We start from the raw sequence: 24,721 nt of genomic DNA, 5'->3' as shown, positions 1-24,721 counted from the left end.
GAATGTTTTGGAGATAGCCAAATGTTTACACGTTTCTTTGTATCTCAATGTAAAAGTTGTCTTGCAAACTCTATAATTGTATCTCTACCACGTGAGAAATCAGAGGAAGAGATGTCTACTTTGTAATCAGGGTCTATCCCAAACTCTGTCATTTGCTTGTTTTTGTCATACATAGGGCAAGCTGAGAATCTGATACTCCAGCCGTTTGGAAGTTCGGAAGAGAAGGGTAGACCTGCTCCACCACCAGTTTTGTCACCTACAATTTTAGCCTTTGGACAGCATTTCATGTATTTTACAAATTCATTAGCAGCAGAATATACACTGCGATTGGTAAGTATTATAACTGGTTTTTGCCATCTTATTCCTTTCCCAGGCTTCAGGTGTTGTGGTTGTAAGGATGAAAAATCATCATGCCCTGTACCTGTTTTATGCTGAATGTAACCAACAAGTAGCTCCTCGTTTGTAAAACGTGCTGCCAGTTCTTCAGCATTATTTACGTTTCCTCCACCGTTGTTTCGTACGTCAATGATCAGTCCACGGCATGGTTGCATATAAAGGAGGATGTTGTCTAAATTACCTGCACCAGTGTTGTTTAGGAAACTTTTACAGAGTATATAACCAACGTTATCATCAAAGATGGTATAATCCATGCCACTTGCAATGCGATAATCAGTCTTGAGATACTTGCGTTCTAAAGAGTCAGAGTAGTTCTTTGGGAAGTCCTCATACCATGCCCAGTAGCGTCCTATATTAAAAGATGTATAGAGATTGACGTGCCCATCCTTCACTTCTGATAGCATTTTGGTCATTACTTCGAATGCTTGTGCGTCTGTCATGGTAGCATCAAACTGGCGGGAATAGCGTTCGTGAACCTCGTTCCAGTCTATTCCTTTCTGTGTAAAGAAGCAATAATGTTCGTCCATAATCCTCCAAAGTGCTTCAAAATTACCCTTTGAATTGTCGTCATATTCGTCAGTTGTGACGCAGCTTGTTATGGAACTGGTCAGTATTATAGCTGACAAAAAGGTGAAAACGAAATGTCTTATAGTTTTGGAAGATGCACTCATGGGAGAATTTTATTGATGGAAAACTTTCTTACTATACCTAATAGGAACAGATTGCTCCATACATGCTGTCGCAATCCGTTGACCTTTGTCTGTTGATAGTCACCAAGGAATCCCACGCGGAGGGTCGTATGGTGGAGTGTGAAGTCGATCGTTGCCATCTGACGGAGTGATGGTGCAGAGAATGGAGTGGTAAAAACGATATTGTGATCATAGTTCCCTCGTGAGAAGATCTCATAATAACTCTGTTCATAATTAGGTGAGAACATAACCCCAAGGAGCGGTGTCTGTAGTTCGTAACGTACCTGTATAGAACGTCTCCATAGACGGAAACTATAAGCAGCAATGATGTCTGGTGCTATGTTCAGGCGTGCATAACCTTGTGCAGGGTTATTAGAGTTGCGTGTATTATACAGAAAACCTGTTAAAACGTCCACACCTCCACCTGTTTTTAGGTTCAGTTCACCTTTTCCAAGGTTCCATTTCCCAAGTTCATATATCCAGTTATACTGAAAATTATAATATCCTCCAACCTCTTGGTTGTTTCTAACTCTATTCTTTGCAAAGGTGAGTTGTGCATGATGTATCAGTTCGCGAGACAGCTTACTGCCGTTTCCTCGTGTGGAATGTGATACATATCGCAGTTCAGAACCTCTGTAAATCTCTGGTGAAATGTAGGTATCAAGGATGTTAACAGCACCGATACCAATCATTTGAGCATTTGTAATAACCTTCCCAGAGCGCAAAGTATCTTGTGCCCAGGACTTTGTTGTCGTTAATAGTAATGTTATTATTAACAGTCGTGTGTAGTTAATAAGTCGTACGCTTCGGTTCATAGAAATATATTAAGTGGTAAAGTTCTTTTGTTTTGATAGGGACAGGCTGTTGCGTCTGTCCCTATTTTTATGCCTATTCATCAGGGAAGAGACTGAGCTGACCTGTTATTTCGTCAATAACTTGTTGCTGTGACTTACCTGCATCTGGGTCAAGATTCTCATCTTGTGCCGTTGTTTCAGTAGTCTCTACCTGCGTTTCTGTATCTTCATCATCAGAGTTGTTGTCGTCTTCTCCTGTCTCTTCTGGAAAACGTGTGGGTTCTAACTCTTCTATTTTGCTGACCTTCCATGTCGTCAGTCGTTTACCTTTGGCTTTAAATCCTTTGACACCAACGAACTGTTCTGCGTCAATCTCTTCTTTCCCACGTGAGGCATCAGCTCCTCCGTATGTAATCTGGATACGCGGATAGGTAACGTCTGTGAGGAGAACTAACTGTGAATTAGCGTTCTCACCAATGAAGTTCTGGTGCCGTTTCGTTGCTTCCATCTGGAAACGTTTCAGGTAAGGATAGCCTTGATTGTCGGCATCATATATTACTGCCGTCCATGGTTTATCAATAACAAACTTCTCTATTCGGAGGATATTGTCCTCATAGTGGTTGGTAGCATCAAAGTTCGTGATGTAGAAATCACCGTTCTTAAGGACGACAAGAATGCTGTCTTGATCAGAGAACTCACCAAGATAGTTGCCGTGATCTTCGTAGTTGATGCGGTTGACATCTGGGTCGAACCACACCTTTCGTCCGCCGAGTGTAGAATGACCATGACTCTTCAAAGAGATGCGGTGTATACTTTCTTTGGTCAGAAGGTTACCTTTCGCTGCGCGTCCCTTTATAAGAATCGTTGCAAAGTCACGCTCAATGAAGATGTTCTGGCGTTTCTTTTCTGGATTCGGGTCAAGTGTAATCTTGATGATTTCAGCCTCACCATTAGGGTTGGCAGTGAAGTAATTGATTTTTGATCCAGGTGTTCCCAACGTCAAGTCATACTCTTTATCACGGGTGATCGAGGTGACATTGAATCGCTTTATATAATAAGGACCAGTCTTGCCATCACGATAAACAACATTGTATATCGTTCGTTTGTCGTTCTTCTTGAATACTTGTACATGCAGAACGCCCTTGCCAACAAAGACTTTATCAGCTATTCGGATTACTTTGTACTTTCCATCCTTATAGAAAATGATGATATCGTCCAGGTCAGAACAGTTCTGTACGAACTCAGCCTTCTTCAATCCTGTCCCGATAAAGCCTGCCTGACGGTCAATATAGAGCTTCTCGTTGGCGTCAACCACCTTTGCTGCTACAATCGTATCAAAGCTTCTGATTTCAGTATGGCGTGGGTGTTCCTTTCCGTATTTCTCCTTTAGATGTGTGAACCATTCTATAGTTACTCGTACCATCTCGCTGAGATCTTTGTCAATCTCTGCAATCTCTGCCTTAATCTTCTGTATCAGCTCATCAGCTTTGTCCTTGTTGAATTTCAGAATGCGTTGCATCTTGATTTCCAACAGGCGTATGATGTCATCGCGTGTTACCTCACGAATGAAGGTTTTCTTGTATGGTTCAAGCTTGGAATCAACGAAAGTAACAACCTCATCGAGGTCTTTTGCCGTCTCAAACTTACGCTCTTTGTAGATACGGTCCTCTATAAAGATGCGCTCTAAGGAGTTATAGAAGAGCTGTTCCTCCAATTCGTGCTTGCGAATCTCTAACTCTAACTTCAGCAATGCCTTGGTATGTTCTGCCGAATTACGCAATACTTCAGAGACGGTAAGGAACTCTGGCTTGTTATCTCGTATGACACAACAGTTTGGAGAGATGTTTATCTCACAGTCGGTAAAGGCATAGAGGGCATCAATAGTCTTGTCACTGGATGTTCCAGGAGTAAGGTGTAGTTGTATTTCAACCTCAGATGCTGTCATGTCTTCCACACGACGAATCTTCAGTTTACCCTTTTCAACAGCTTTAGTAATCGACTCTTGAAGCGAACTTGCTGTCTTTGTGTAAGGGACCTCACGGATAACGAGTGTCTTGTTGTCAAGTTTCTCAACCTTGGCACGTACCTTCAGCACACCACCACGCTGTCCGTCATTGTATTTTGAAGCGTCAATACTACCGCCGGTAGGGAAGTCTGGATAAAGATTGAACTCTTCTCCACGCAGATATTTGATAGCTGCATCGCAGATATCATTGAGGTTGTGGGGAAGAATCTTAGATGACAAGCCAACGGCAATACCCTCGGCTCCTTGTGCAAGGAGCAACGGGAACTTCACAGGAAGTGTGATTGGCTCTTTGTTTCTACCATCATATGAGAGCTGCCATTCGGTAGTTTTGGGGTTAAAGACAGTCTCTAAAGCGAATTTTGACAGTCGGGCCTCAATGTATCGGGGTGCTGCTGCACGGTCACCGGTGAGAATATTTCCCCAGTTTCCCTGTGTGTCAATGAGCAGATCCTTCTGTCCCAGCTGCACCAAAGCGTCTCCAATAGAAGCATCACCATGTGGATGGAACTGCATGGTATGACCGACGATGTTCGCAACCTTATTGTATCGGCCATCATCCATTCGTTTCATAGAATGGAGAATACGGCGTTGAACAGGCTTCAAACCGTCTTCAATGTGGGGAACGGCACGTTCGAGAATTACGTAACTGGCGTAATCCAGGAACCAGTTCTTGTACATTCCCGAAAGGTGATGTACGGCAGAAGCATCAAATCTGTCGGCTGGTTTATAATCAGAATGGGAGTCCTGCCCTTGAATCTCTTCCTCTGGGGTCTGTCCCTCCATGTCTTTTATTTCGTCATCCATAATTGTCTTCGTTCTTGTTTATCGCTTAAATGCAAGCCCATAAGACTGCAAATGTACGAAAAAAAATGTAAATAGACAAATATGAAGTTTATAGTAACGTTGAAAAAGACCAGTGAAGAAAGACTGAAATGCCCTCCCTTAAAGCCCCAAACATACTTGCTTGCTAACCAAGAAAGCTCGTTTCGGAAAATTACAAAGGCCTTGTAGAAAGATTACAGACGCCTTGTAGAAGTATTACAAGCGCCTTGTAGAAGTATTACAGACGCCTTGTAATTTTCTGTAGTGGCGTATAATACCTTGTGCGAGGCGGTAGATGGTAATCTTGATAATGGTGATTTGGTTTCCTTGCGTAGCTCTTGACGCATGCTGAACTTCGGTTAGTAATAACTGTTTTAGGATAAACTTTCGCAATAAACCTATTCTTATTCAAGAGAAAAACTGTAACTTTGCGTCAAAAATTAAGATAAATATAATCAATTATGGCACAAGAAGATGTTTTCAAGAAGATCGTTAGCCATTGCAAAGAGTATGGTTTCGTCTTCCCAAGTAGTGATATTTATGATGGTTTGGCAGCAGTTTACGACTACGGTCAGAATGGTGTTGAGCTGAAAAACAATATCAAACAGTACTGGTGGCAGTCAATGGTATTGCTGCATAGCAACATTGTCGGCATTGATGCATCTATCTTTATGCACCCGACAGTGTGGAAAGCCAGTGGTCATGTTGATGCTTTCAACGACCCATTGATTGACAACCGCGACTCAAAGAAGCGTTATCGTGCTGATAATCTCATTGAAGATCAGATTGGTAAGTACGAAGAGAAGATTGAAAAAGAGGTTGCTAAGGCTGCTAAGAAGTTTGGAGACAGCTTTGATGAGGCTAAGTTCCGTGAGACAAACCCACGTGTCCTGGAGCATCAGAAGAAGCGTGATGAACTTCATGCCCGCTATACTGAGGCAATGCAAGGTCCTGACTTGGAGGCTCTGAAGCAGATTATTCTTGATGAAGGTATCGTTGATCCAATCAGTGGAACAAAGAACTGGACAGACGTTCGTCAGTTCAATTTGATGTTCTCTACGGAGATGGGCGCTTCAGCTGAGGCTACCAATAAGATCTATCTTCGCCCAGAGACGGCGCAGGGTATCTTCGTTAACTTCCTCAATGTTCAGAAGACGGGTCGTATGAAGCTGCCATTTGGTATCTGCCAGATAGGAAAGGCTTTCCGCAATGAGATTGTTGCACGCCAGTTTGTCTTCCGTATGCGTGAGTTCGAGCAGATGGAAATGCAGTTCTTCTGCCAACCAGGAACAGAGATGAAGTGGTTTGAATACTGGAAGAAGCACCGTCTTGCATGGCATGAGGCTCTGGGTATGGGTGATGATAACTATCGTTTCCATGACCATGAGAAGCTGGCTCACTATGCAAATGCTGCAACTGACATTGAGTTCCGCATGCCATTCGGCTTCAAGGAGGTTGAGGGTATTCACTCACGTACTGACTTTGACCTCTCACAACATGAGAAATTCTCTGGTCGACAGATTAAGTACTTTGACCCAGAGCGCAATGAAAACTATACTCCATACGATGTTGAGACATCTATTGGTGTTGACCGTATGTTCCTTTCTGTTATGTGTCACAGCTATACAGAGGAGGATTTGGAGAACGGTTCAAGCCGAGTTGTACTCAAATTGCCAGAGCCATTGGCTCCTGTTAAGTGTGCTGTACTACCTTTGGTCAATAAGGATGGTCTGCCAGAGAAGGCACAGGAGATTGTAAACGGCCTGAAGTTCCATTTCAATACACACATGGAAGCTAAGGACTCAATCGGTAAGCGCTATCGTCGTCAGGATGCTATTGGTACTCCTTTCTGCGTTACTGTTGATGGTGACACACTGAAAGACAATACCGTAACGCTGCGTTATCGTGACTCAATGAAGCAGGAACGTGTTCCAGTTGAGAAGCTTCGTGAGATCATTGAGGACCGTGTTTCAATTACTTCTCTATTGAAGAAGATTGATATTGATTAGGATGAATGGGTGAAACGTGGGTAGTCTGGCATATTATCAGACTACCTTTCGGTCATCCTTCTTTATAAAAAAAGAAAGACTATGACAAAGAATTTAAAGACGCTTATCCACCGTTTGACTGGCGTTCTCTGTCTGTGTGCTATGCTGTTCTCGGCTGGAATCTTTGCTTCCTGTACGGAAAACAAAGACGAAGTGGAGGAATTTGCTAATTGGAAGTCTACAAATGATACCTATTGGCAGAAGCTTTATACAGCTACAGAGCAGAAGATAAAAGCTGGAGATACCTCATGGAAGCTGATTCTGAACTACACTTTACAGGGGCAGCAAGCCAATTCGGGTGCTACACTCAGCTATCGTCCTGAGGATTACATCATCGTACACGTGGAAGAGACGGGTACTGGGACTGTAACTCCAATCTATTCTGATTCCGTAGCAGTACATTATAAGGGGCAATTAATCCCATCTACCACCTATACTGCTGGTCTTATCTTTGATAAGTCATGGTCGAAGGATGTCTTTGATGCTTCCACTTCACGTCCTGCACACCTACATGTCGGGAGTGTTGTTGATGGTTTTGCGACAGCTTTACAGCAGATGCACAAGGGTGATCATTGGACTATCTATATCCCTTATCAGTTGGGTTATGGCAGTAGTAAGACTGGTTCTGTTCCAGCTTATTCAACTCTTATCTTTGATTTGCGTCTGGTTGGCATCGCACATGTTGGACAGAAGCTGAGGATTTAGTCAAGTTTTGTGGAGCTCTTTATTATTACAGGGCTTTGAAAGACTTTGGCATTTATGCGTAGGGGCACACGTCCCCGTGTGTCCGTCATACTAAAATGATATCGGACAGACGGGAATGGTGTCCTTTTTTTGTTCTCGTTCATTACTTTTAATCGTTCATTATCCTAATCTATTAGTCCCCTTTTTGTCACAGTGAGACTCTCTTTCAGTAAATCAGTAACCGATGCTTTGCTTGCAAAGATTCGTGAAGGCGGAGTGATGAGTAGGAGTGAGAAGCTCAATCTCATCATCCAACTCAGTATTCCTTCTATCCTTGCGCAGGTCACAACGGTACTGATGTTCTATATAGATGCAGGGATGGTGGGCTCATTAGGTGCTGAACCAGCTGCTGCCATCGGTCTTGTTGAACCCGCTACGTGGCTTTTCGGCTCTTTAGTGAGTGCTGCTTCAATGGGATTCTCTGTACAGGCTGCTCACTTTATTGGGGCGAATGACTTTGAAAAGGCACGTGCCGTAATGCGGCATGGATATGCTTTCGGACTGTCTTTCTCAATGATTCTCTTGCTCATCACAGTACTGATAGCCTTTCGTTTACCTGTATGGCTGGGTGGAGGTGTGGATATTCAGCATGACGCAAGTATGTATTTCCTGATATTTTCATTTGCTATTCCATTCCATCTTATAGAAGTTCTGTCTGCTTCTATGCTGAAAGTGTCGGGTGATATGCGCCGTCCCAGTCTTATGGCAATCCTCATGTGTGTGCTGGATGTCATCTTTAACTTCTTCTTTATCTTCCCAACGCGTACGTTAACCATTGCTGGATGGCAGTTGATTGTCCCCGGATGCGGTTGGGGAGTAGCAGGTGCTGCTCTTGGAACATTGCTTGCTTTTGTCTCTGTTGCACTCCCTTTGGCTTATTTCGCAATCTTTCGTAGTTCCATTTTAGCTTGGAAACTGGATGTAGAGCGCTTTGTTTGGCGATGGCAATATGTGTGGAATGCTGTAAAGATTGGAGCACCAATGGCTTTACAGTATCTTCTTATGAATGGTGCACAGCTTGTCTCAACGATGATAGTAGCACCTTTGGGCAACGTAGCAATTGCTGCTCACTCATTCGGAATCACTGCCGAGAGCCTTTGTTATATGCCTGGCTACGGCATCAGTGAGGCTGCTACGACACTGGTTGGGCAGAGTGTGGGAGCTGATAGGCGTGATCTGCATCGTAGTTTTGCATGGATGACAGTCTTGATGGGTATGGCTGTTATGGCTTTCATGGGCATTATCATGTATATTTTCGCACCGGAAATGATTGGATTGTTGACTCCTGTCCCAGAAATACAAGCCCTTGGCACATCAATATTGCGTATTGAAGCCTTTGCAGAACCCTTCTTTGCAGCAGCTATCGTGGCTTATAGCGTCTGTGTTGGTGCTGGTGATACGTTGAAACCTTCGTTTATCAACCTTGGAAGCATGTGGCTTGTTCGGCTGACACTGGCTTATACGCTTGCATCCCACTATGGTCTTCGTGGTGTTTGGTTTGCAATGGCTGTTGAACTCAGCTTCCGTGGACTGATGTTTATATTCTATCTTTATCGACATCTCAGGCAGAAGAAATCGTAAGAATTTGGTATAAAATGTGTCAGATATGGATAACCTTCATGATAAAGATATTTTATAGTAATGAAGGAAATGCCATTTACAATTATTTCTGGTTGTTATCAGTTATCCGTTGTACCATGTATTAACGCTTCTTTTTTTTTGCTTTTTAAGCTATTTAGCGTATCTTTGCAAAATGATTCACATTATTATATAATGTCAAACGAGAAAGAATACGACCTTTTAAACAAGATACAGTCCCCTGCAGACTTACGAAAACTGAGCTTAGAGGAGCTTCCTGAGCTCTGTAAGCAGCTGAGAAAGGATATAATTGAGGAAGTTGCCGTTAATCCAGGACACCTTGCTTCAAGTCTTGGAGCTACAGAAATCACGGTAGCCTGTCATTATGTCTTCAATACTCCAGAGGATCGTGTGGTGTGGGATGTAGGACATCAGGCTTACGGACATAAGATATTGACGGGCAGAAGGGACTCTTTCTGCACCAATCGTAAGCTAAATGGATTGATGCCTTTCCCTTCTCCAAAGGAAAGTGAGTATGATACATTCACTTGTGGACATGCTTCTAACTCTATTTCTGCAGCATTAGGAATGGCAGTCGCTGCTAAACTGATGAAGCAGGAACGACATGTTGTTGCTATTATTGGCGATGGTGCGATGAGTGGAGGACTGGCTTTTGAGGGATTGAACAATGTGTCGAGCCAACCCAATGACCTCCTGATAATCCTGAATGACAATGATATGTCCATTGATAGGGCTGTGGGAGGTATGGAACAGTACCTCTTGAACCTTGATACAAATGAGACTTACAATCGTTTTAGGTTTAAGATTTCACAGTGGTTGCATGCTAAAGGACTGCTAAATGATGAGCGTCGGAAAGGACTTCTACGCTTAAATAATGCTCTGAAGGCGGCACTTGCACATCAGCAGAACCTGTTTGAAGGGATGAATATCCGCTATTTCGGTCCTTTTGATGGTAATAATGTTGTTGAATTAATACGTATTCTTCGTCAGTTGAAGAGTATGAAGGGACCTAAACTGCTTCATCTCCATACCAAAAAGGGCAAAGGTTACGAGCCAGCAGAGAAGAGTGCGACGATCTGGCATGCGCCAGGTAAGTTCGACCCAGCTACCGGTCAGCGCATAGTACAGGACTGTAGCTGTGAGCCACCGAAGTATCAAGATGTCTTTGGGAAGACCTTATTGGAGCTTGCCAAGAAGAATCCGCGTATCGTTGGAGTCACTCCTGCCATGCCAACGGGCTGCTCTATGAACATAATGATGAAGGAAATACCTGGTAGAACATTTGATGTTGGTATTGCTGAAGGGCATGCTGTGACTTTTTCTGCTGGTATGGCAAAGGATGGATTGCAGCCTTTCTGCAATATTTATAGTGCCTTTTCACAGCGAGCATACGACAGTATCATCCATGATACAGCCATATTGAACCTCCCTGTAGTACTTTGTCTGGACCGTGCGGGCCTTGTTGGAGAAGACGGAGCCACACATCATGGAGCATTTGATATGGCTTTCTTACGTCCAATACCAAATCTTACCATCGCTTCACCTATGGATGAACGTGAGTTGCGGCGCCTAATGTACACTGCACAGTTGCCTGATAAGGGGACGTTTGTTGTCCGTTATCCTCGTGGACGTGGCGTTCTGACTGATTGGGAATGCCCTTTGAGTGAGGTAGAAGTGGGGACTGGTAGACGCATTCATGATGGTTGGGATGTAGCAGTGTTAAGTATTGGCCCGATAGGGAACGATGTTGAACAGGCTATTCAGCAGATAGAGAGTGCTGAGTCGCCATCAACAAAGGGTCATTGTCCGTCAGTTGCTCATTATGATATGCGTTTTTTGAAGCCTTTGGATGAGAAGATTCTGGAAGAGGTTGCCACCCGTTTCTCACGTATTGTTACTATTGAAGATGGTGTTCGCAATGGAGGTTTAGGCTCAGCTGTAACAGAATGGATGAATGATCATGGTTATTCAATTCCTATTACACGTATGGGATTACCCGATAACTTCGTAGAACACGGAACAGTACAGGAACTAAAGCAGATTTGTGGGATTGATGTGGAAAGCATAAAGAAGGTGTTAACATCCGAGAAGGGATAGTTAATACCCCTTGCATCATAACTGTCTAATAAAGAAAGGAATATAGAATGAAGATTATTATATCTGGAGCGTATGCCATAGGAACGTACCTTGCCAAGCTTCTTTCACGTGATAAGCAGGATATTGTACTGATGGATGAGAATCCAGAGAACCTGACTAAGATAAGCAATGACTATGACTTGCTGACAATGGAGAGTTCTCCAACGAGTATTAAAGGCTTAAAAACAGCAGGAATAGAGGATGCTGACCTCTTCATTGCCGTTACTCCGAATGAGTCTGCAAACCTTTCTGCCTGTGCTATGGCGCATCAGTTGGGTGCAAAGAAGACCGTTGCCCGTGTAGATAACCCAGAATATGTTGATCCAAGCAATCAGGAACTCTTCAAAAAGATGGGCGTTAGTAGTATTATCTATCCTGAAATGCTGGCTGCAAAGGATATTATCAACGGATTAAAGATGTCATGGGTACGTCAACGTTGGGATGTTCATGATGGTGCTTTGGTCATGTTGGGAATCAAATTACGTGAAACATGCGAAGTACTCAACCGTCCTTTGAAGGAGATTAGTGGCCCTGATGACCCTTATCATGTAGTGGCTATCAAACGAAACGACGAGACTATCATCCCTGGAGGTAATGATACGCTGCAACTTTACGACCTTGCTTTCTTCATGACAACGAAGCAATACATCCCTTATGTTCGCAAAGTAGTTGGCAAAGAGCATTATGTTGATGTACAGAACGTGATGATTATGGGTGGAGGAAAGACCGCAACACGTGCCGTAAAGATGATGCCGGAGTATATGAATGCCAAGATTATTGAGCAGAACCCAGCCCGTTGTGAAGTGTTGAATGACATTTTCGATGAGGATACACTTGTCATTAACGGTGACGGACGTGACATTGGACTCTTACAAGAGGAAGGAATCCGTAATACGCAGGCGTTTGTGTCATTGACATCGAATGCAGAAACCAATATACTTGCTTGTCTTACGGCTAAGAGAATGGGCGTTCGTAAGACTGTAGCAGCCGTGGAAAACCTTGATTATGTATGCACTGCAGAGAGTCTTGACATCGGAACGATCATCAATAAGAAAGCTGTTGCAGCCAGTCATATCTATCAAATGATGCTGGATGCTAATGTTGAGAATGTTAAATTCCTTATGTCTGTCAACGCCGATGTGGCTGAATTTGTGCCAAGTCCTGACTCTAAGATAACAAAGAAGACTGTTCGGGAACTCAATCTGCCCAAGGGAGTGACCATCGGTGGACTTGTTAGGAATGGCGAAGGCATGCTTGTCTCTGGTAATACACAGATTGAAGCAGGCGACTCTGTCGTTGCTTTCTGTTATAATGTCGATATGAAGAAGGTAGAGAAACTATTTATGTGATCATGTTAAACCTAAAACTCATCTCTAAAATTCTTGGTTCACTGTTGTGGATAGAGAGCTCTCTGCTCTTTGTCTGCCTCCTTGTGTCATTGATTTACACCAGTGCTGACTTCTTACCTTTTATCTGGAGTATCTTGATAACTGCTGGAGCGGGCACTATTTTCCGTCTTTTGGGACTTCATGCTGATAACCTTTTGGGTCGTCGTGATGCCTATTTCGTTGTTACAGTGTCCTGGATTCTCTTCTCAATATTCGGAACTTTGCCCTTCATGATCAGTGGTTATATTGATAGTTTCACTGATGCTTTCTTCGAAGCGATGTCTGGTTTTACCACAACAGGGGCTACAATCATTGATTTTCCTGAACGTTTACCGAAGGGATTGCTCTTCTGGCGGTCATTGACACAGTGGATTGGGGGTCTGGGAATTGTCTTTTTCACCATTGCTATCTTGCCTTCTATGGTGGGAGGATCAGTGAAAGTGTTTGCAGCAGAGGCTACCGGACCAATCAAGAGTAAGCTTCATCCGCGTCTTAGCACCAGTGCTAAGTGGATATGGATGGTCTATCTCATTCTCACCGTGGCTTGTATTCTTAGTTATAAGTTCTGCGGAATGGGTTGGTTTGATGCTTTTAATTATTCCATGACCAGTACTGCTACGGGAGGATTCTCTACCGAAAGCGGATCAATCATGACTTTTCATTCTCCTGCAGAGGAGTATGTCTGTGCTCTTTTCTGTTTCCTTTCGGGTGTGAACTTCACCTTATTATATGCTTCAGTAGTAGGTTTGAATATCAAAAAGCTACTTGTGAACAGTGAGTTCCGCTTCTATACGATTATGGTTCTACTGTTTACAGCCTTCATAGCCTTTGAACTTGTTTACAGAAATCATTATGATATAGAGCATGCTTTCCGTAGTTCAGTCTTCCAAGTGGTATCTTTCATTACCACAACAGGACTCTTTAGTGACGATGCAGCCAAGTGGCCACATGTCACTTGGGTAGTTCTTGCGGCGTGTATGTTCTTTGGTGGCTGTTCAGGATCCACGAGTGGAGGTCTTAAGAGTATCCGTGGTGTGATGATGTTGAAGGTTGTTCGTAACGAGTTTCGCCAGATTCTTCATCCTAATGCAGTCCTTCCTATGAAGATAGATGGGGTGAATATTCCACAATCCAATCGTGTTACGCTATTGGGTTTTATGGGTCTTTATCTTATTCTTACCCTTTTCTGTGCCTTTACGATGATTGCTTTCGGTATTGATAACACGAATGCTATCACCATAACACTGAGTAGTCTGGGTAATGTCGGGCCTACATTGGGTATGGAGATTGGTCCTACGATGTCTTGGGCACAGCTTCCTGCCTTTGCAAAGTGGATATGTTCTTTCCTTATGTTGGTTGGTCGTCTGGAATTATTTACTGTATTGGTTCTGTTTACACCTGCCTTTTGGAAAGAGAATTAACAGATTTTACAACAGAGTTGCCTGATAAATTTGTATATTTGCGCCAAATAATAACATAAGAGATTAATAAACTATTATTACAATGAAAAAGAATAAGGTACTTTTTTGGGCTGCTTGCCTGTTTTCAGTATTGTCTTTCACCTCTTGTCTGAGCGATGAAGAGAATGATGTACGGAACAAACAGATGACTCCAGCAGAGAGAGTTACGGCGTATAATACGGTACGTGGGTCTTACAATGGTAAGATGAAGTATTTTAAATACAGCACAGATGGAAGGAGAGTGACGGACTCTTTGAACATATCATGTGAGGTAACGGGTGATACAACCTTAGTTTTGAAGAACATTCCTACAAGCTTGTTGGTTGATAAGGTTGGTAATGATAAACTGAAAGCAGCGCTTAGTCAGCTTCCAGCTGTCAATGATACTTGTCGGATTGGCTTCTTCCAGCGTGATCCTGTAGCCTTCTATCTACTCCCACAGTCAATCGTTTTCAAGGATTTGGAGTATGATGGGGCAAAGCATGAGGTAGCGTTTGTCTTCCGTCCTATAACTGATTCTTATGCAGTTTATAGTTCTGATAAGAAGAGATTGTTCTTCCAGCTCTACTTAGCAGGCTACTATATCGATAAGCGTCCTTATGGTTTTGCTAGTTTCCCCAATGAGAGTGAGATGCTGTTCTTCCTCTCTGAGCCACGATCATAGCGTATAACAGATAATAAAATAGAAGCCCAGGATTGGTGAGTGATTACCATCCTGGGTCTTTTTGTTGCTTTGTTCAATCGCTGAAAGGGGAGGCTTAAATGCTGAACTGAATGTAACTTCGCCGAACATCACACTTGTGCAGAATGAAGGAGATATACCCTTCTTTGTAAAAACTATTCACAATCACAAAGTGAAAGGTGCTCTTTTGAGAAGTGAAAGATGCCCTTTTGCATTGTAAAAGGTGCCCTTTTGATGTGTAAAAGACGCCCTTTCACAATGCAAAAGGGCGTCTTTTACAAGCCTGTTTGTAAGTTGTTGGTTATCTGTTGGTTACAAAGTGGCTTTTTATAGCTTTTCTGTTATTTCCCATTTCATACCTGACATCACTTTGTAATAAAATCTTCTATACACCCATCTGAATCGCATTGCCTTCTTTTCTCACTCCTTTTCATTCCTCTTCACTGCCTTTTTCTGCTCCTTTCGCTCCTGTTTTTAAAAGCTCCTCTACATCCTTTTCCAATAGTAGGAAAGGCTCTGCTGTCAAGTAACCAACGTTTCTTCTTAGCATAGGGATTATCTCTGTGGTGCTATGGCTATAGCTTGACAACTCATTCCGACGTTGTGTATCATGCACAGCATTACGGTTTATCTCGTCTTCCCGTTCCCTTATCAATCGGTCACAGATACGTTTCAGTATCGGTACAACGATATTATCAAAGAGATGATGGCCCTGAATATATAAATAGGTGGCACGTGGTGTGACGCCCAATGTACGTAATTCGTCTTTCAGTAGCAGATAGCTCTCCTTTGCTTGTGGGTATTCGTGTTGCAGTTGTCTTATCTTTCGTGATACTTTACGGCGTAACATATCCAGGCACTCATCAGTACGATGCAAGGAGAATCCGCCTATTTCAGTGATTCTATTGAAGTCTGTGATTGTGAATTGTTTGTAGATGTTGCGTCGATAGAACCAGATATTCCAGATGAAGAGTGGGTGAATAATCTCACTGTATCGGTATAAGAAGTCTTCAAAGTTGAAGATGGTGTGATCATTGAGCGTTACTGCCACCGTGACATCATGCAGACTGGGGGCAAAACACTGTAAGTTCTCAATGGCATAAGCATAGGTGTGGAGCACGTAGGGATTGTTGTTCACCTCCGAAGAGACGTGTGTTGTGCCTTGAAGAAGATAGTCATAATCAGCATCTACGCATGCAATCATGTTCTCACCAACCTTTTCTGCAATGAGATTCATCAGTACCGACTTCTTTCCTTTGGTCAGATTCTGCCGTGAAGGGAGCATCACTTCAAAGTATCGTTCCTTGTTTTCGAACCTACTCAGCACTGTTCTCCAGAAGAAAATATCGTCATACGCCTCAACGTATGCCACGATTTTGCGCCTGGAATGTTTACCGTTGAGTTGGTTAGCTGCGGCAAAATAAGCTGACGAAAGATTGTCCCTCAGTGCTTTACCCATGTTATCGGCTTCTTATTTATCAGTAATGTCAGTCACTTCCGTTACCTTATCCATCCATCCGTTCATGATAACTGCAGGGCTATGGGTGGTCAGAATGATCTGAACATTGGGATTCAGCTCAAGAATCAGGTCTATGAGACGTTTCTGCCAGTCAATGTGCAGACTCACTTCTGGCTCATCCATGAAGAGTACATAGTTCTCATTGTCTTCCACCAGTACGGTAAGCAGGATGACAAGCATTTGCTTTTCTCCGCTGGATAGCTGATAAGGGAAGAGTTCTTCACCCATCTGTGAGAACCGAATCTCATTCTCTGTACGGATAATAGTCTTACCAGTCTCCGTGAAAAGGTCGTCAATAATATCCTGGAAACGCTTTTTGGGAGTAGAGATAAGCTGTGCTTTTTCTGCAGAATCAGCCTCACCACTCTGTAGGGCTGCAATGATCCGATTGCCAATGTTCACTTGGTAATCAAGATATTTGCGTTGTAACTGGAACAATTGCCAGTCAAGTTCCGTGGAAAGGTTCGTATCCATCTTGCTGATACTGTCTGAATTCATCAGCGGACGATCGAAGGAACGGATGATGTCATAGCGTATCCACTTGGCATCATCAGGGCTAACTTTCAGTCGGACACCCTTCAGTAGATGGCTCGGAAACTCACCACCTTGTGACAATCCGCGTACCACCTTATTTAAAATGGTACTTTTTCCCACGCCATTAATACCACTGAGGATATTCACTTGTCGGTCAAGCGTCCAGCGAATGTGTTTCTTCCCACTCCAGAGAGAGTCTATCTCAATCTCCTCTATGTAGTCAGCATACTTCTGCATAATCGTTATTTCATCTGTATTATTATACTGCAAATATAGTATTTTATATTCAAAACACGACAAAAATACGACATTTTAATGTAAATACCACGATTATGGTATACGAAATAACACATAATAAGTATTCCTCGTTCGGATAAATAGCCGTACCTTTGCACCCGTTAACAGGTAACAAAAGGCTGAATGCCCGATGTGACATGTAACAAAAAGAATTAATATCAATAAATGTATTAACCGTTTTCCAGCTGCCCTCTCATTAAGGTCCACGGTAGGAAAACAAAAAAAGGAAACTCAATTATGGCAAAACAAAAGTATCACTTCGAGACACTTCAGCTTCATGTAGGTCAGGAACAAGCCGATCCAGCAACTGATGCACGTGCTGTACCTATCTATCAGACCACCTCTTATGTCTTTCATGACTGTCAGCATGCAGCTGATCGCTTTGCTCTTAAGGACGCAGGTAACGTATATGGTCGACTGACCAACTCTACACAGGCTGTTCTTGAAGAGCGTGTTGCAATGCTCGAGGGTGGTGTTGCTGGTCTGGCTGTTGCTTCTGGGGCAGCTGCAGTGACGTATGCCATTACCAATATAGCCAATGCTGGCGACCATGTTGTGGCTTCCAAGACCATTTATGGTGGTACTTATAACCTCCTTGCACACACACTTAGCAAGTTCGGCATAACCACAACGTTCGTTGATCCAGATGATTATGAGGAGCTTGAAGCCGCTATCAAGGACAATACCAAGCTGGTTTATATTGAGACATTGGGTAATCCTAACTCTAATATATCGGATATTGAACGCTCTGCAGATATCGCACACCGTCACGGATTACCTCTGTTGATTGACAATACCTTTGGTACTCCTTACCTGATTCGCCCGATAGAGCATGGTGCTGACATCGTTGTACACTCTGCAACGAAGTTTATTGGTGGTCATGGAACGTCTCTTGGAGGTGTCATCGTTGATGGTGGAACATTCGATTGGAAGAAGAATCCAGAGAAATTCCCTGGTTTCAACAAGCCTGATGCTTCTTATCACGGTCTTGTTTTTGGTGATATTCCTGCTCCTTTTGTTACCCGTGTACGTACGCTTTTGCTGCGTGACCAGGGTGCAGCCATCTCTCCTTTCAATGCTTTCATCCTCTTGCAGGGGCTTGAGACATTGAGTTTGCGTGTGGAACGTCATGTGTTTAACACACTGAAGGTACTGGAATATCTGGAGAACCAGCCTTTGGTGAAGAAGATTAATCACCCTGCTGAGGCTTCTCATCCTAACCATGACCTCTATGAACGTTATTTCCCGAACGGTGCAGGTAGCATCTTTACGTTTGAGATTGACGGTGATCAGCAGAAGGCTTTCGACTTCATTGACCATCTGAAGATCTTCTCTTTGCTGGCTAACGTTGCTGATGTGAAGTCGCTTGTCATCCATCCACTGTCAACAACACACTCTGAGTTGAGCGTTGAGGAGGCTGCTGACCAGGGAATCTACCCAAGTACAATCCGTCTTTCTATTGGTACGGAACATTATAAGGATATTATTGCTGACCTCGATCAGGCTTTTGAGGCAGTAAAGTAAGAACAAAAAATTGATTGATATGACAAAGATTATAAAGAAGCTCACCGAGCTTATAGGGAATACTCCTTTGGTTGAACTGGATAAGTTCTCGGCAAATAAGGGTCTTGATAAGCCTGTTATTGCTAAGGTTGAATACTTCAATCCAGGTGGTAGTGTGAAGGATCGCATTGCATTGGCAATGATTGAGGATGCTGAAGAGAAAGGATTACTCAAACCAGGAGCTACGATTATCGAACCAACGAGTGGTAACACGGGTGTAGGATTGGCTCTTGTGGCAGCTGTTAAAGGCTATAAGCTTATCCTGACGATGCCTGAAACGATGAGCATTGAGCGTCGTAACCTCGTGAAAGCATATGGTGCTACGGTAAAACTGACCAGTGGTAAGGATGGTATGAAGGGTGCTATTAAGGCTGCAGAGGAGCTACGTGACTCTATTAAAGGTAGTGTTATCCTCCAACAGTTTGAGAATCTTGCTAACCCAGAGAAGCATTATCGTTCTACAGGTGAGGAGATCTGGCGTGACACTGATGGTAAAGTGGATATCTTTGTGGCTGGTGTTGGTACTGGTGGTACGGTCAGTGGCGTTGGTAAATACCTCAAAGAGAAGAATCCAAATGTGAAGATTGTTGCTGTAGAGCCAAGTGATTCACCTGTATTAAGTGGTGGTCAGAGTGGTCCACATAAGATTCAGGGTATCGGTGCAGGCTTCATTCCTAATACTTACAACGCTGCTGTTGTGGATGAAGTGTTTCAAGTTGAGAACGATGAGGCTATCCTTGCTGGTCGACAACTGGCACAACAGGATGGTTTATTGGTAGGAATCTCGTCTGGTGCAGCTGCTTTTGCTGCAGCAGAGATTGCCAAACGTCCTGAGAACAAAGGTAAGACGATCGTTACTTTGTTCCCTGATACGGGTGAACGTTACCTCTCTACGGTGCTTTATGCCTTTGAGGAATACCCTCTTTAAGGATAACCTGTTTTATAATATATACGCAAAAGGCTGCCTTTGTCGTCCTGACATTGGCAGCCTTTGCCCTTTCTTACCAGTTCAATGGAAGGGGTTGTGGGGCGTATAATACGTTGGTAGGGGTGTAAGGAGTAGTTTTTTCGATGGAATAACTTGGTCGTATGTGATAAAAAGTTTACCTTTGTACTATAAATCAAATACTGTGGTGACAACCTGTCTGTGCTCGTTATACATTGGATATGTGTAGGAAGAGTGGGGTAGGAGACCATGAAAATGAAATTATAATACTCATGATATGATAAGATTTTTCGTTACTATGCTTTCTTTGTTGTGCTTTACAATAACCTCTCAAGCACAAACAAAGACTGAGGAAATTGACTTTACGGGGATGAGAGGCCGTGGTATAGAGGTGAAGAAGATAGAACGGTCTGGTGTGATACTTTTGTTTGATGGTGGAAAAGATACTACATATGTACCTGCTTTCTACGATAAAAAAGATAACGAAGAAGCAGCATTGAGGATGTATTATGGTAATATCTTGACTATAAAAGGAATCAATGGAAAGATTAAGAAGGTTCGTTTTTGGCTTGTCACTAAAGTAAGTGACAAATGGTTTTCAACCTTAAAAGAGAATAAGAAAGGTGCTATACCTTTGAACCCTAATAGGAAAGGGATTGCTATATGGGAGAGTAGTGGGAATGGAGTAGACTCTATTGTGTTTACAACATCTAGAGATACTCAGGCAAGAATAAAGAAAATAGAAGTAACTTATAAGATAGATCCTGTCGTTTTTACCATCTCTGCAGCACGACATGCAACACTTTATTACAGCAATAAAGCCTTTACGATTCCTCAAGGAGTTGTTGCACGGACGTATAAGATAGAAGATAACATGCTTAAGTTGAGTAAAAAGTACGTGTCTGGGGATGTTCTTCCAAAGGATATGGCAGTCGTCTTGGAGGCTGATGAGGGGAGTTACACCTTTTGGATGACGGAGAAACAAGGAGAAAAGGATGAAAAGAATGTCTTGAAAGGTACTGACGACAATAGTCAGACAACTGGTGGAACGATTTATTATGGGTTCTCTAACGGTAAAAGAGGCGTTGGTTTCTACTGGAGAAAGGCGGATGGTGGAGCTTTTGAGAACGGTGCACACAAGGCTTACATAGCTTATACGCCTTCCTCAACAGCACAAGCTAAGAGTTATCTTGTGTTTGATACTGCAACAGGAGTTCACCTTACGGCATTTCAGGAATCACAAATGGAGGATGAACCAACCTATAATCTTGCTGGACAACGTGTCGGAAAAGACTATAAAGGCATCATAATCATCCGCGGGAAAAAGTATCTTAGGAAGTAATCATCTGACAATAAATATCATAAAAACATGGAAACTTACGTTATACCATTAACTACAATCTATGAATCTTATCCCTATCCAGCCTTGTTAGCTGGACATTCAGGCACTCTTCATTCAATGGAAAGTGATGCTGAAGTGTTTAATGAGGTGGATGGGAGTGAGCAATTATCAAAAGGAACAGTCTTCTCTGGTGTTTCAGATGATGACAGTACTGCTCCTACTTGGGATGATTGAGACAAAAGAAATAAACCTAAACAATATTTTATAGAATGAAGAAGACTTTACTTGTAATAGCTACCTTGCTGATGAGTTATGTCGGTATGGCACAAGAAACTTACCATCCTACTGCTGAAAACCTGAAAGCACGTGAGCAATTTCAGGATGAGAAGTTCGGTATCTTCCTGCATTGGGGACTCTATTCAATGGTGGGAGCTGGTGAATGGGTGATGACAAACAGGGATATTAACTATAAAGAATATCCTAAGTTGGCTAAGACTTTCTATCCATCAGAGTTCGATGCAGATGCATGGGTGAAGGCTATAAAGGCTGCAGGAGCAAGGTACATCACCATAACAACACGTCATCATGATGGATTCTCACTCTTTAAGACTACTACTAGCACGTATAACTCGGTGGATGGCACTCCTTTCAAACGGGATATCATCAAGGAAATGGCTGATGCTTGTCAACGAAATGGTATCAAACTCCACCTTTATTATTCTCACTTAGACTGGAGAAGAGAAGATTATCCACAAGGAAGAACAGGACTTGGGACGGGACGTGACAAGGGAAAAGCTAACTGGTCAAGCTATTATAAGTTTATGAATACGCAGTTGACGGAGCTTCTGACACATTACGGACCTATCGGCGCGGTGTGGTTTGATGGTTGGTGGGATCATGATAGTGATGCTAAACCATTCGATTGGCAGCTTCCTGAACAGTATGCAATGATTCATCGCTTGCAGCCACAATGTCTTATTGGTAACAATCATCACCAGACTCCTTTCCCAGGTGAGGACATTCAGATCTTCGAACGTGACCTTCCGGGTGAGAACAAAGCTGGATTGTCGGGGCAAAACATCAGTCGCTTACCACTTGAATCATGTCAGACCATCAACGACCATTGGGGGTATAACCTCACTGACGACAATTATAAATCACCAAAGGAATTGATCCAGATGCTCGTTCGTGCTGCTGGAAAGAATGCCAATCTCCAGTTGAACATCGGGCCAGAACCTGGTGGTGCGTTGCCTTCTCTTGCGCTTGATCGTCTACAGGCTATAGGTAAATGGCTAAACAAATATGGTGAAACGATCTATGGAACACGTGGTGGCATCGTTGATCCACACGACTGGGGCGTAAGTACACAGCGTGGTAACAAACTCTACATCCACATCCTAAACTGTATGGACTCCAGTCTCTTCATTCCCACTGGCAACCACAAAATCAAGTCCGCTACCGTCTTTGGCACCAACAAGCGTGTCAACTTCACAAAGACTGGTAAAGGCATCACCCTCAACTTCGACACCGTCCCTACTGACATTGATTATATCGTTGAGTTGACATTGTGATATAGGCTTTCTCGCCTTATCATCTTCCAAAAACAACCCGCAGCAACCAAGTGGTTGCTGCGGGTTTGTTTATATGTAAGTATCGTTTTCTTCCTCAAATATATCTTGTGCTGATTATCAGCGTATTACATTCTTATGGTACAAAAATGTTTCCTCAATTTGAGTAGTATTGATTAGAAAACATCTTGGATGTTATCACTTAAATCATTATAATGAAATTATATAAGCTCCGACTTGATCTAAAGGAAGCCAATCAATTATTGCTGTAGAATCTCTTGAATTAACATATGATTCAAAATCCCTTTTCAGATTATTATAATTATTAATTCGAAAGTCTCCATAATTTGAATTCCAATAAGATCTTCCGTTATAACAAGAAACATTTGTTTGCACAGGTTGCATTAGTTTGTATAAAAATTCCAACCCTAAAAATCGGATATAACTTTTATCAATCCAAGGGTTATGCACATAATTATTTGCCCATTGATTTATTTTTTTAATTGCTGAAAGTTCTACGGGTAATGTCACTGTCCAGTCTGGACCTTGTAGCCCCTTCTCAAAAAAGAAATTCCAAGCGATTTGTGTCATCTTCTTAATTAAACCTTGAGAGTTATGTATGGAACTAAAACCAAGCATATTTTTTCCTAATAATTCTATACACTGCCTTATTAACAAAGAAGAGCATGGAGAAATGTTGCGAAAGTCTATGTCGGATACATAAATATGTTCATTGAGGAATACTAATTCGTTAGCTGCAGTTTTAATGTCTTGCGGAGTAATATCAGAACTATACCCTCCTCTGAGGGATATAGTCTGGGTTATGCGCTTTTTTCTATAAATTTCATTAATGCAAACAAGTTCTTCTACATCATATATGAAAAAATAAATGGATTTAAGATAGTTTTTAACACAAGTCCTCTTTGCATTTTTCTTCAATTTTTCAGCATAAAGCTTTGCAGAAAAAAGTAAAAATCTGATATATTGAGTATTCAGTACTTGCTTCTTAGCAAATAATATATTCACAATTTCATCTAGACTATATTGACGTCGAAACAATCGTTCTTCATCTGTAAATGTTATAAACCAATCCAAAAAATTAGTATAGGCAACAAATAACTTTTTACGATTGTAATAATTATTCTTATTAGATAATTTATTGACACAATTTAAAACATTATCTATCTCTGCGATATTTAAAATGCATGTTTTCGCATCTAACTCTTTAATAGATATATCCATTACTCCAATATTTTTATAATATTTCTGATACTTTTAAATATATATTTCCAGTTTGTACAGCAGCTCTCTTTTTTCTTCTCAGCAAATCAGGTAAAGGTATTCTTTGTTCCAAAACAGCCATTAAGTCCATACCATCCATCAAATACATTATTTTTTTGCCATTTGAATATGCTGCTATGGCATCTTCTGAAAAGCCATTTATAGAAATAAACAAGCCTAAAGTGTTATCCAATCTCCTATTTATTTTGCCTTCAAATGCATATAGGTCAGCATTCGCCGTAGGTTCTTTACGCCATTTAGCTTCTAATAAATACTCATCTTTATCTAAAGAGAATGCACCATCTATCTGTTCTCCAACTATCTTAAAGGAAGATTTAGCATCGAGGTCATACAAATTAAACAAACCATTTAGAAATTTTTCTAAGGCATAGCCTCGCTTTTGGTTATCATTATCAATAGATAAGCCAATAAATTCTTCTTTAAGTTCGCTGAGGATTTGATTAACTCTATTCAAGGAATCTACTTTATCCTTATTTGCTTGTTTGCGCTTTCTGATAACTTCTTCCTCTTCTTTGTAATTGATAAAGCCTTTCGTCAGTTGGAATAATACACTTACTGCCATTTTCGCATCATGTATCTTTTTCTCAGCATCATCAACTCTTTTCATACTACTATAGTCATTAAAAGTTGCAACTGATATTATTAAATTTAACAAATCCCCTTGGACAGCTTGTTCGTTACGCTCAAGAATATTTACAACCTGTGATGCAATATTTCTCTTATAATCACTCCAGTTCACCATTGAAAGCACCTCTTTATGCTCTATTGACATATAAAGGTAATCTTTCAGGTCTTTCTTATACCAGAATATATGAGATAAGGCATTTTTCAATGCCATTAAAACATTGGCAGAAATCTTCTTCATA

General features: G+C 42.0%; 19 protein-coding genes. 12 read left to right on the top strand and 7 right to left on the bottom strand.

All coding sequences use genetic code 11. The annotated features are described in order from the left end of the window. Positions 1-44: 44 nt before the first annotated feature. From ACZ48L_RS04675 to ACZ48L_RS04665, 3 genes are all read right to left on the bottom strand, one after another. Positions 45-1,067, bottom strand: coding sequence for a S41 family peptidase (locus ACZ48L_RS04675; RefSeq protein ID WP_025792386.1), 1,023 nt, complete (start codon positions 1,065-1,067; stop codon positions 45-47). Next, positions 1,064-1,900, bottom strand: a complete 837-nt coding sequence (locus ACZ48L_RS04670) for a DUF3316 domain-containing protein (RefSeq protein ID WP_199897303.1) — start codon at positions 1,898-1,900, stop codon at positions 1,064-1,066. Before ACZ48L_RS04670 ends, ACZ48L_RS04675 begins: the two co-directional genes overlap by 4 nt. A gap of 73 nt (positions 1,901-1,973) precedes the next feature. Continuing rightward, positions 1,974-4,709 (bottom strand): DNA gyrase/topoisomerase IV subunit A, encoded by a 2,736-nt coding sequence (locus tag ACZ48L_RS04665; protein ID WP_025792383.1) that lies wholly within the window; start codon positions 4,707-4,709, stop codon positions 1,974-1,976. A 479-nt stretch (positions 4,710-5,188) separates the two neighbouring features. On the opposite strand from ACZ48L_RS04665, the gene ACZ48L_RS04660 reads away from it, so the two are divergent. From ACZ48L_RS04660 to ACZ48L_RS04630, 7 genes are all read left to right on the top strand, one after another. Further along, positions 5,189-6,736 (top strand): glycine--tRNA ligase, encoded by a 1,548-nt coding sequence (locus ACZ48L_RS04660; RefSeq protein WP_025792381.1) that lies wholly within the window; start codon positions 5,189-5,191, stop codon positions 6,734-6,736. 81 nt (positions 6,737-6,817) lie between these two features. Continuing rightward, the gene (locus tag ACZ48L_RS04655) at positions 6,818-7,480 is read left to right on the top strand and encodes an FKBP-type peptidyl-prolyl cis-trans isomerase (RefSeq protein WP_025792379.1); all 663 of its coding nucleotides are present in this window, start codon (positions 6,818-6,820) and stop codon (positions 7,478-7,480) included. Between the two features lie 192 nt (positions 7,481-7,672). Further along, the gene (locus ACZ48L_RS04650) at positions 7,673-9,100 is read left to right on the top strand and encodes an MATE family efflux transporter (protein ID WP_025792377.1); all 1,428 of its coding nucleotides are present in this window, start codon (positions 7,673-7,675) and stop codon (positions 9,098-9,100) included. Between the two features lie 192 nt (positions 9,101-9,292). Next, complete coding sequence (gene dxs / locus ACZ48L_RS04645; protein WP_464721956.1) at positions 9,293-11,215, top strand: 1-deoxy-D-xylulose-5-phosphate synthase; 1,923 nt, start codon at positions 9,293-9,295, stop codon at positions 11,213-11,215. Positions 11,216-11,262: 47 nt separating this feature from the next. Next, entirely contained in the window at positions 11,263-12,603 is a 1,341-nt protein-coding gene (gene trkA, locus ACZ48L_RS04640) for a Trk system potassium transporter TrkA (protein ID WP_025792376.1), read from the top strand. Between the two features lie 2 nt (positions 12,604-12,605). Next, the gene (locus ACZ48L_RS04635) at positions 12,606-14,063 is read left to right on the top strand and encodes a TrkH family potassium uptake protein (protein ID WP_464721955.1); all 1,458 of its coding nucleotides are present in this window, start codon (positions 12,606-12,608) and stop codon (positions 14,061-14,063) included. 82 nt (positions 14,064-14,145) lie between these two features. Beyond that, positions 14,146-14,766 carry a DUF4840 domain-containing protein gene (locus ACZ48L_RS04630; protein WP_025792375.1) on the top strand — a complete coding sequence of 207 codons (621 nt, stop codon included), beginning with the start codon at positions 14,146-14,148 and terminating at the stop codon, positions 14,764-14,766. 448 nt (positions 14,767-15,214) lie between these two features. Here ACZ48L_RS04630 and ACZ48L_RS04625 read toward each other — a convergent pair whose 3' ends face one another. Beyond that, positions 15,215-16,243, bottom strand: coding sequence for a DUF4435 domain-containing protein (locus tag ACZ48L_RS04625; RefSeq protein WP_025792374.1), 1,029 nt, complete (start codon positions 16,241-16,243; stop codon positions 15,215-15,217). Between the two features lie 12 nt (positions 16,244-16,255). After that, complete coding sequence (locus tag ACZ48L_RS04620) at positions 16,256-17,074, bottom strand: AAA family ATPase (RefSeq protein ID WP_025792372.1); 819 nt, start codon at positions 17,072-17,074, stop codon at positions 16,256-16,258. A gap of 297 nt (positions 17,075-17,371) precedes the next feature. Here ACZ48L_RS04620 and ACZ48L_RS04615 point away from each other — a divergent pair, with 297 nt between their 5' ends. From ACZ48L_RS04615 to ACZ48L_RS04595, 5 genes are all read left to right on the top strand, one after another. Beyond that, positions 17,372-18,658: an O-acetylhomoserine aminocarboxypropyltransferase/cysteine synthase family protein gene (locus ACZ48L_RS04615; RefSeq protein ID WP_025792371.1), complete on the top strand. Its 1,287-nt coding sequence runs from the start codon at positions 17,372-17,374 to the stop codon at positions 18,656-18,658. Positions 18,659-18,677: 19 nt separating this feature from the next. After that, positions 18,678-19,625 carry a cysteine synthase A gene (gene cysK, locus ACZ48L_RS04610; RefSeq protein WP_008824003.1) on the top strand — a complete coding sequence of 316 codons (948 nt, stop codon included), beginning with the start codon at positions 18,678-18,680 and terminating at the stop codon, positions 19,623-19,625. Positions 19,626-19,920: 295 nt separating this feature from the next. Next, positions 19,921-20,985 carry a hypothetical protein gene (locus ACZ48L_RS04605; RefSeq protein WP_052341953.1) on the top strand — a complete coding sequence of 355 codons (1,065 nt, stop codon included), beginning with the start codon at positions 19,921-19,923 and terminating at the stop codon, positions 20,983-20,985. 27 nt (positions 20,986-21,012) lie between these two features. Next, complete coding sequence (locus ACZ48L_RS04600; protein WP_025792367.1) at positions 21,013-21,219, top strand: hypothetical protein; 207 nt, start codon at positions 21,013-21,015, stop codon at positions 21,217-21,219. A gap of 35 nt (positions 21,220-21,254) precedes the next feature. Then, a complete protein-coding gene (locus tag ACZ48L_RS04595; protein ID WP_025792365.1) occupies positions 21,255-22,556 on the top strand; it encodes an alpha-L-fucosidase in 1,302 nt (433 codons plus the stop codon). Between the two features lie 207 nt (positions 22,557-22,763). Here the strand turns inward: ACZ48L_RS04595 and ACZ48L_RS04590 are convergent, their stop codons facing one another. Both ACZ48L_RS04590 and ACZ48L_RS04585 read right to left on the bottom strand, forming a co-directional pair. Beyond that, on the bottom strand, positions 22,764-23,795 hold the full coding sequence (locus ACZ48L_RS04590; RefSeq protein ID WP_025792957.1) for a hypothetical protein: 1,032 nt from the start codon (positions 23,793-23,795) through the stop codon (positions 22,764-22,766). A gap of 13 nt (positions 23,796-23,808) precedes the next feature. Next, the gene (locus tag ACZ48L_RS04585; protein WP_025792956.1) at positions 23,809-24,720 is read right to left on the bottom strand and encodes a restriction endonuclease; all 912 of its coding nucleotides are present in this window, start codon (positions 24,718-24,720) and stop codon (positions 23,809-23,811) included. Position 24,721 lies beyond the last annotated feature (1 nt).

It is taken from the genome of Prevotella histicola (assembly GCF_055385135.1).
The sequence above is the reverse complement of the archived record's forward strand: the minus strand, read 5'-3'. Positions and strand labels throughout refer to the sequence as shown.

Excerpts from the sequence above, each read along its gene's own strand:
- ACZ48L_RS04590 (WP_025792957.1), bottom strand. The coding sequence starts at position 23,795 with ATGGATATATCTATTAAAGAGTTAGATGCGAAAACATGCATTTTAAAT.
- ACZ48L_RS04635 (WP_464721955.1), top strand. The coding sequence starts at position 12,606 with ATGTTAAACCTAAAACTCATCTCTAAAATTCTTGGTTCACTGTTGTGG.
- ACZ48L_RS04600 (WP_025792367.1), top strand. The coding sequence starts at position 21,013 with ATGGAAACTTACGTTATACCATTAACTACAATCTATGAATCTTATCCC.
- trkA (WP_025792376.1), top strand. The coding sequence starts at position 11,263 with ATGAAGATTATTATATCTGGAGCGTATGCCATAGGAACGTACCTTGCC.
- ACZ48L_RS04605 (WP_052341953.1), top strand. The coding sequence starts at position 19,921 with ATGATAAGATTTTTCGTTACTATGCTTTCTTTGTTGTGCTTTACAATA.
- ACZ48L_RS04660 (WP_025792381.1), top strand. The coding sequence starts at position 5,189 with ATGGCACAAGAAGATGTTTTCAAGAAGATCGTTAGCCATTGCAAAGAG.
- ACZ48L_RS04630 (WP_025792375.1), top strand. The coding sequence starts at position 14,146 with ATGAAAAAGAATAAGGTACTTTTTTGGGCTGCTTGCCTGTTTTCAGTA.
- ACZ48L_RS04585 (WP_025792956.1), bottom strand. The coding sequence starts at position 24,720 with ATGAAGAAGATTTCTGCCAATGTTTTAATGGCATTGAAAAATGCCTTA.
- ACZ48L_RS04625 (WP_025792374.1), bottom strand. The coding sequence starts at position 16,243 with ATGGGTAAAGCACTGAGGGACAATCTTTCGTCAGCTTATTTTGCCGCA.
- ACZ48L_RS04675 (WP_025792386.1), bottom strand. The coding sequence starts at position 1,067 with ATGAGTGCATCTTCCAAAACTATAAGACATTTCGTTTTCACCTTTTTG.
- ACZ48L_RS04595 (WP_025792365.1), top strand. The coding sequence starts at position 21,255 with ATGAAGAAGACTTTACTTGTAATAGCTACCTTGCTGATGAGTTATGTC.
- ACZ48L_RS04655 (WP_025792379.1), top strand. The coding sequence starts at position 6,818 with ATGACAAAGAATTTAAAGACGCTTATCCACCGTTTGACTGGCGTTCTC.
- ACZ48L_RS04670 (WP_199897303.1), bottom strand. The coding sequence starts at position 1,900 with ATGAACCGAAGCGTACGACTTATTAACTACACACGACTGTTAATAATA.
- ACZ48L_RS04620 (WP_025792372.1), bottom strand. The coding sequence starts at position 17,074 with ATGCAGAAGTATGCTGACTACATAGAGGAGATTGAGATAGACTCTCTC.
- cysK (WP_008824003.1), top strand. The coding sequence starts at position 18,678 with ATGACAAAGATTATAAAGAAGCTCACCGAGCTTATAGGGAATACTCCT.
- ACZ48L_RS04665 (WP_025792383.1), bottom strand. The coding sequence starts at position 4,709 with ATGGATGACGAAATAAAAGACATGGAGGGACAGACCCCAGAGGAAGAG.
- ACZ48L_RS04615 (WP_025792371.1), top strand. The coding sequence starts at position 17,372 with ATGGCAAAACAAAAGTATCACTTCGAGACACTTCAGCTTCATGTAGGT.
- dxs (WP_464721956.1), top strand. The coding sequence starts at position 9,293 with ATGTCAAACGAGAAAGAATACGACCTTTTAAACAAGATACAGTCCCCT.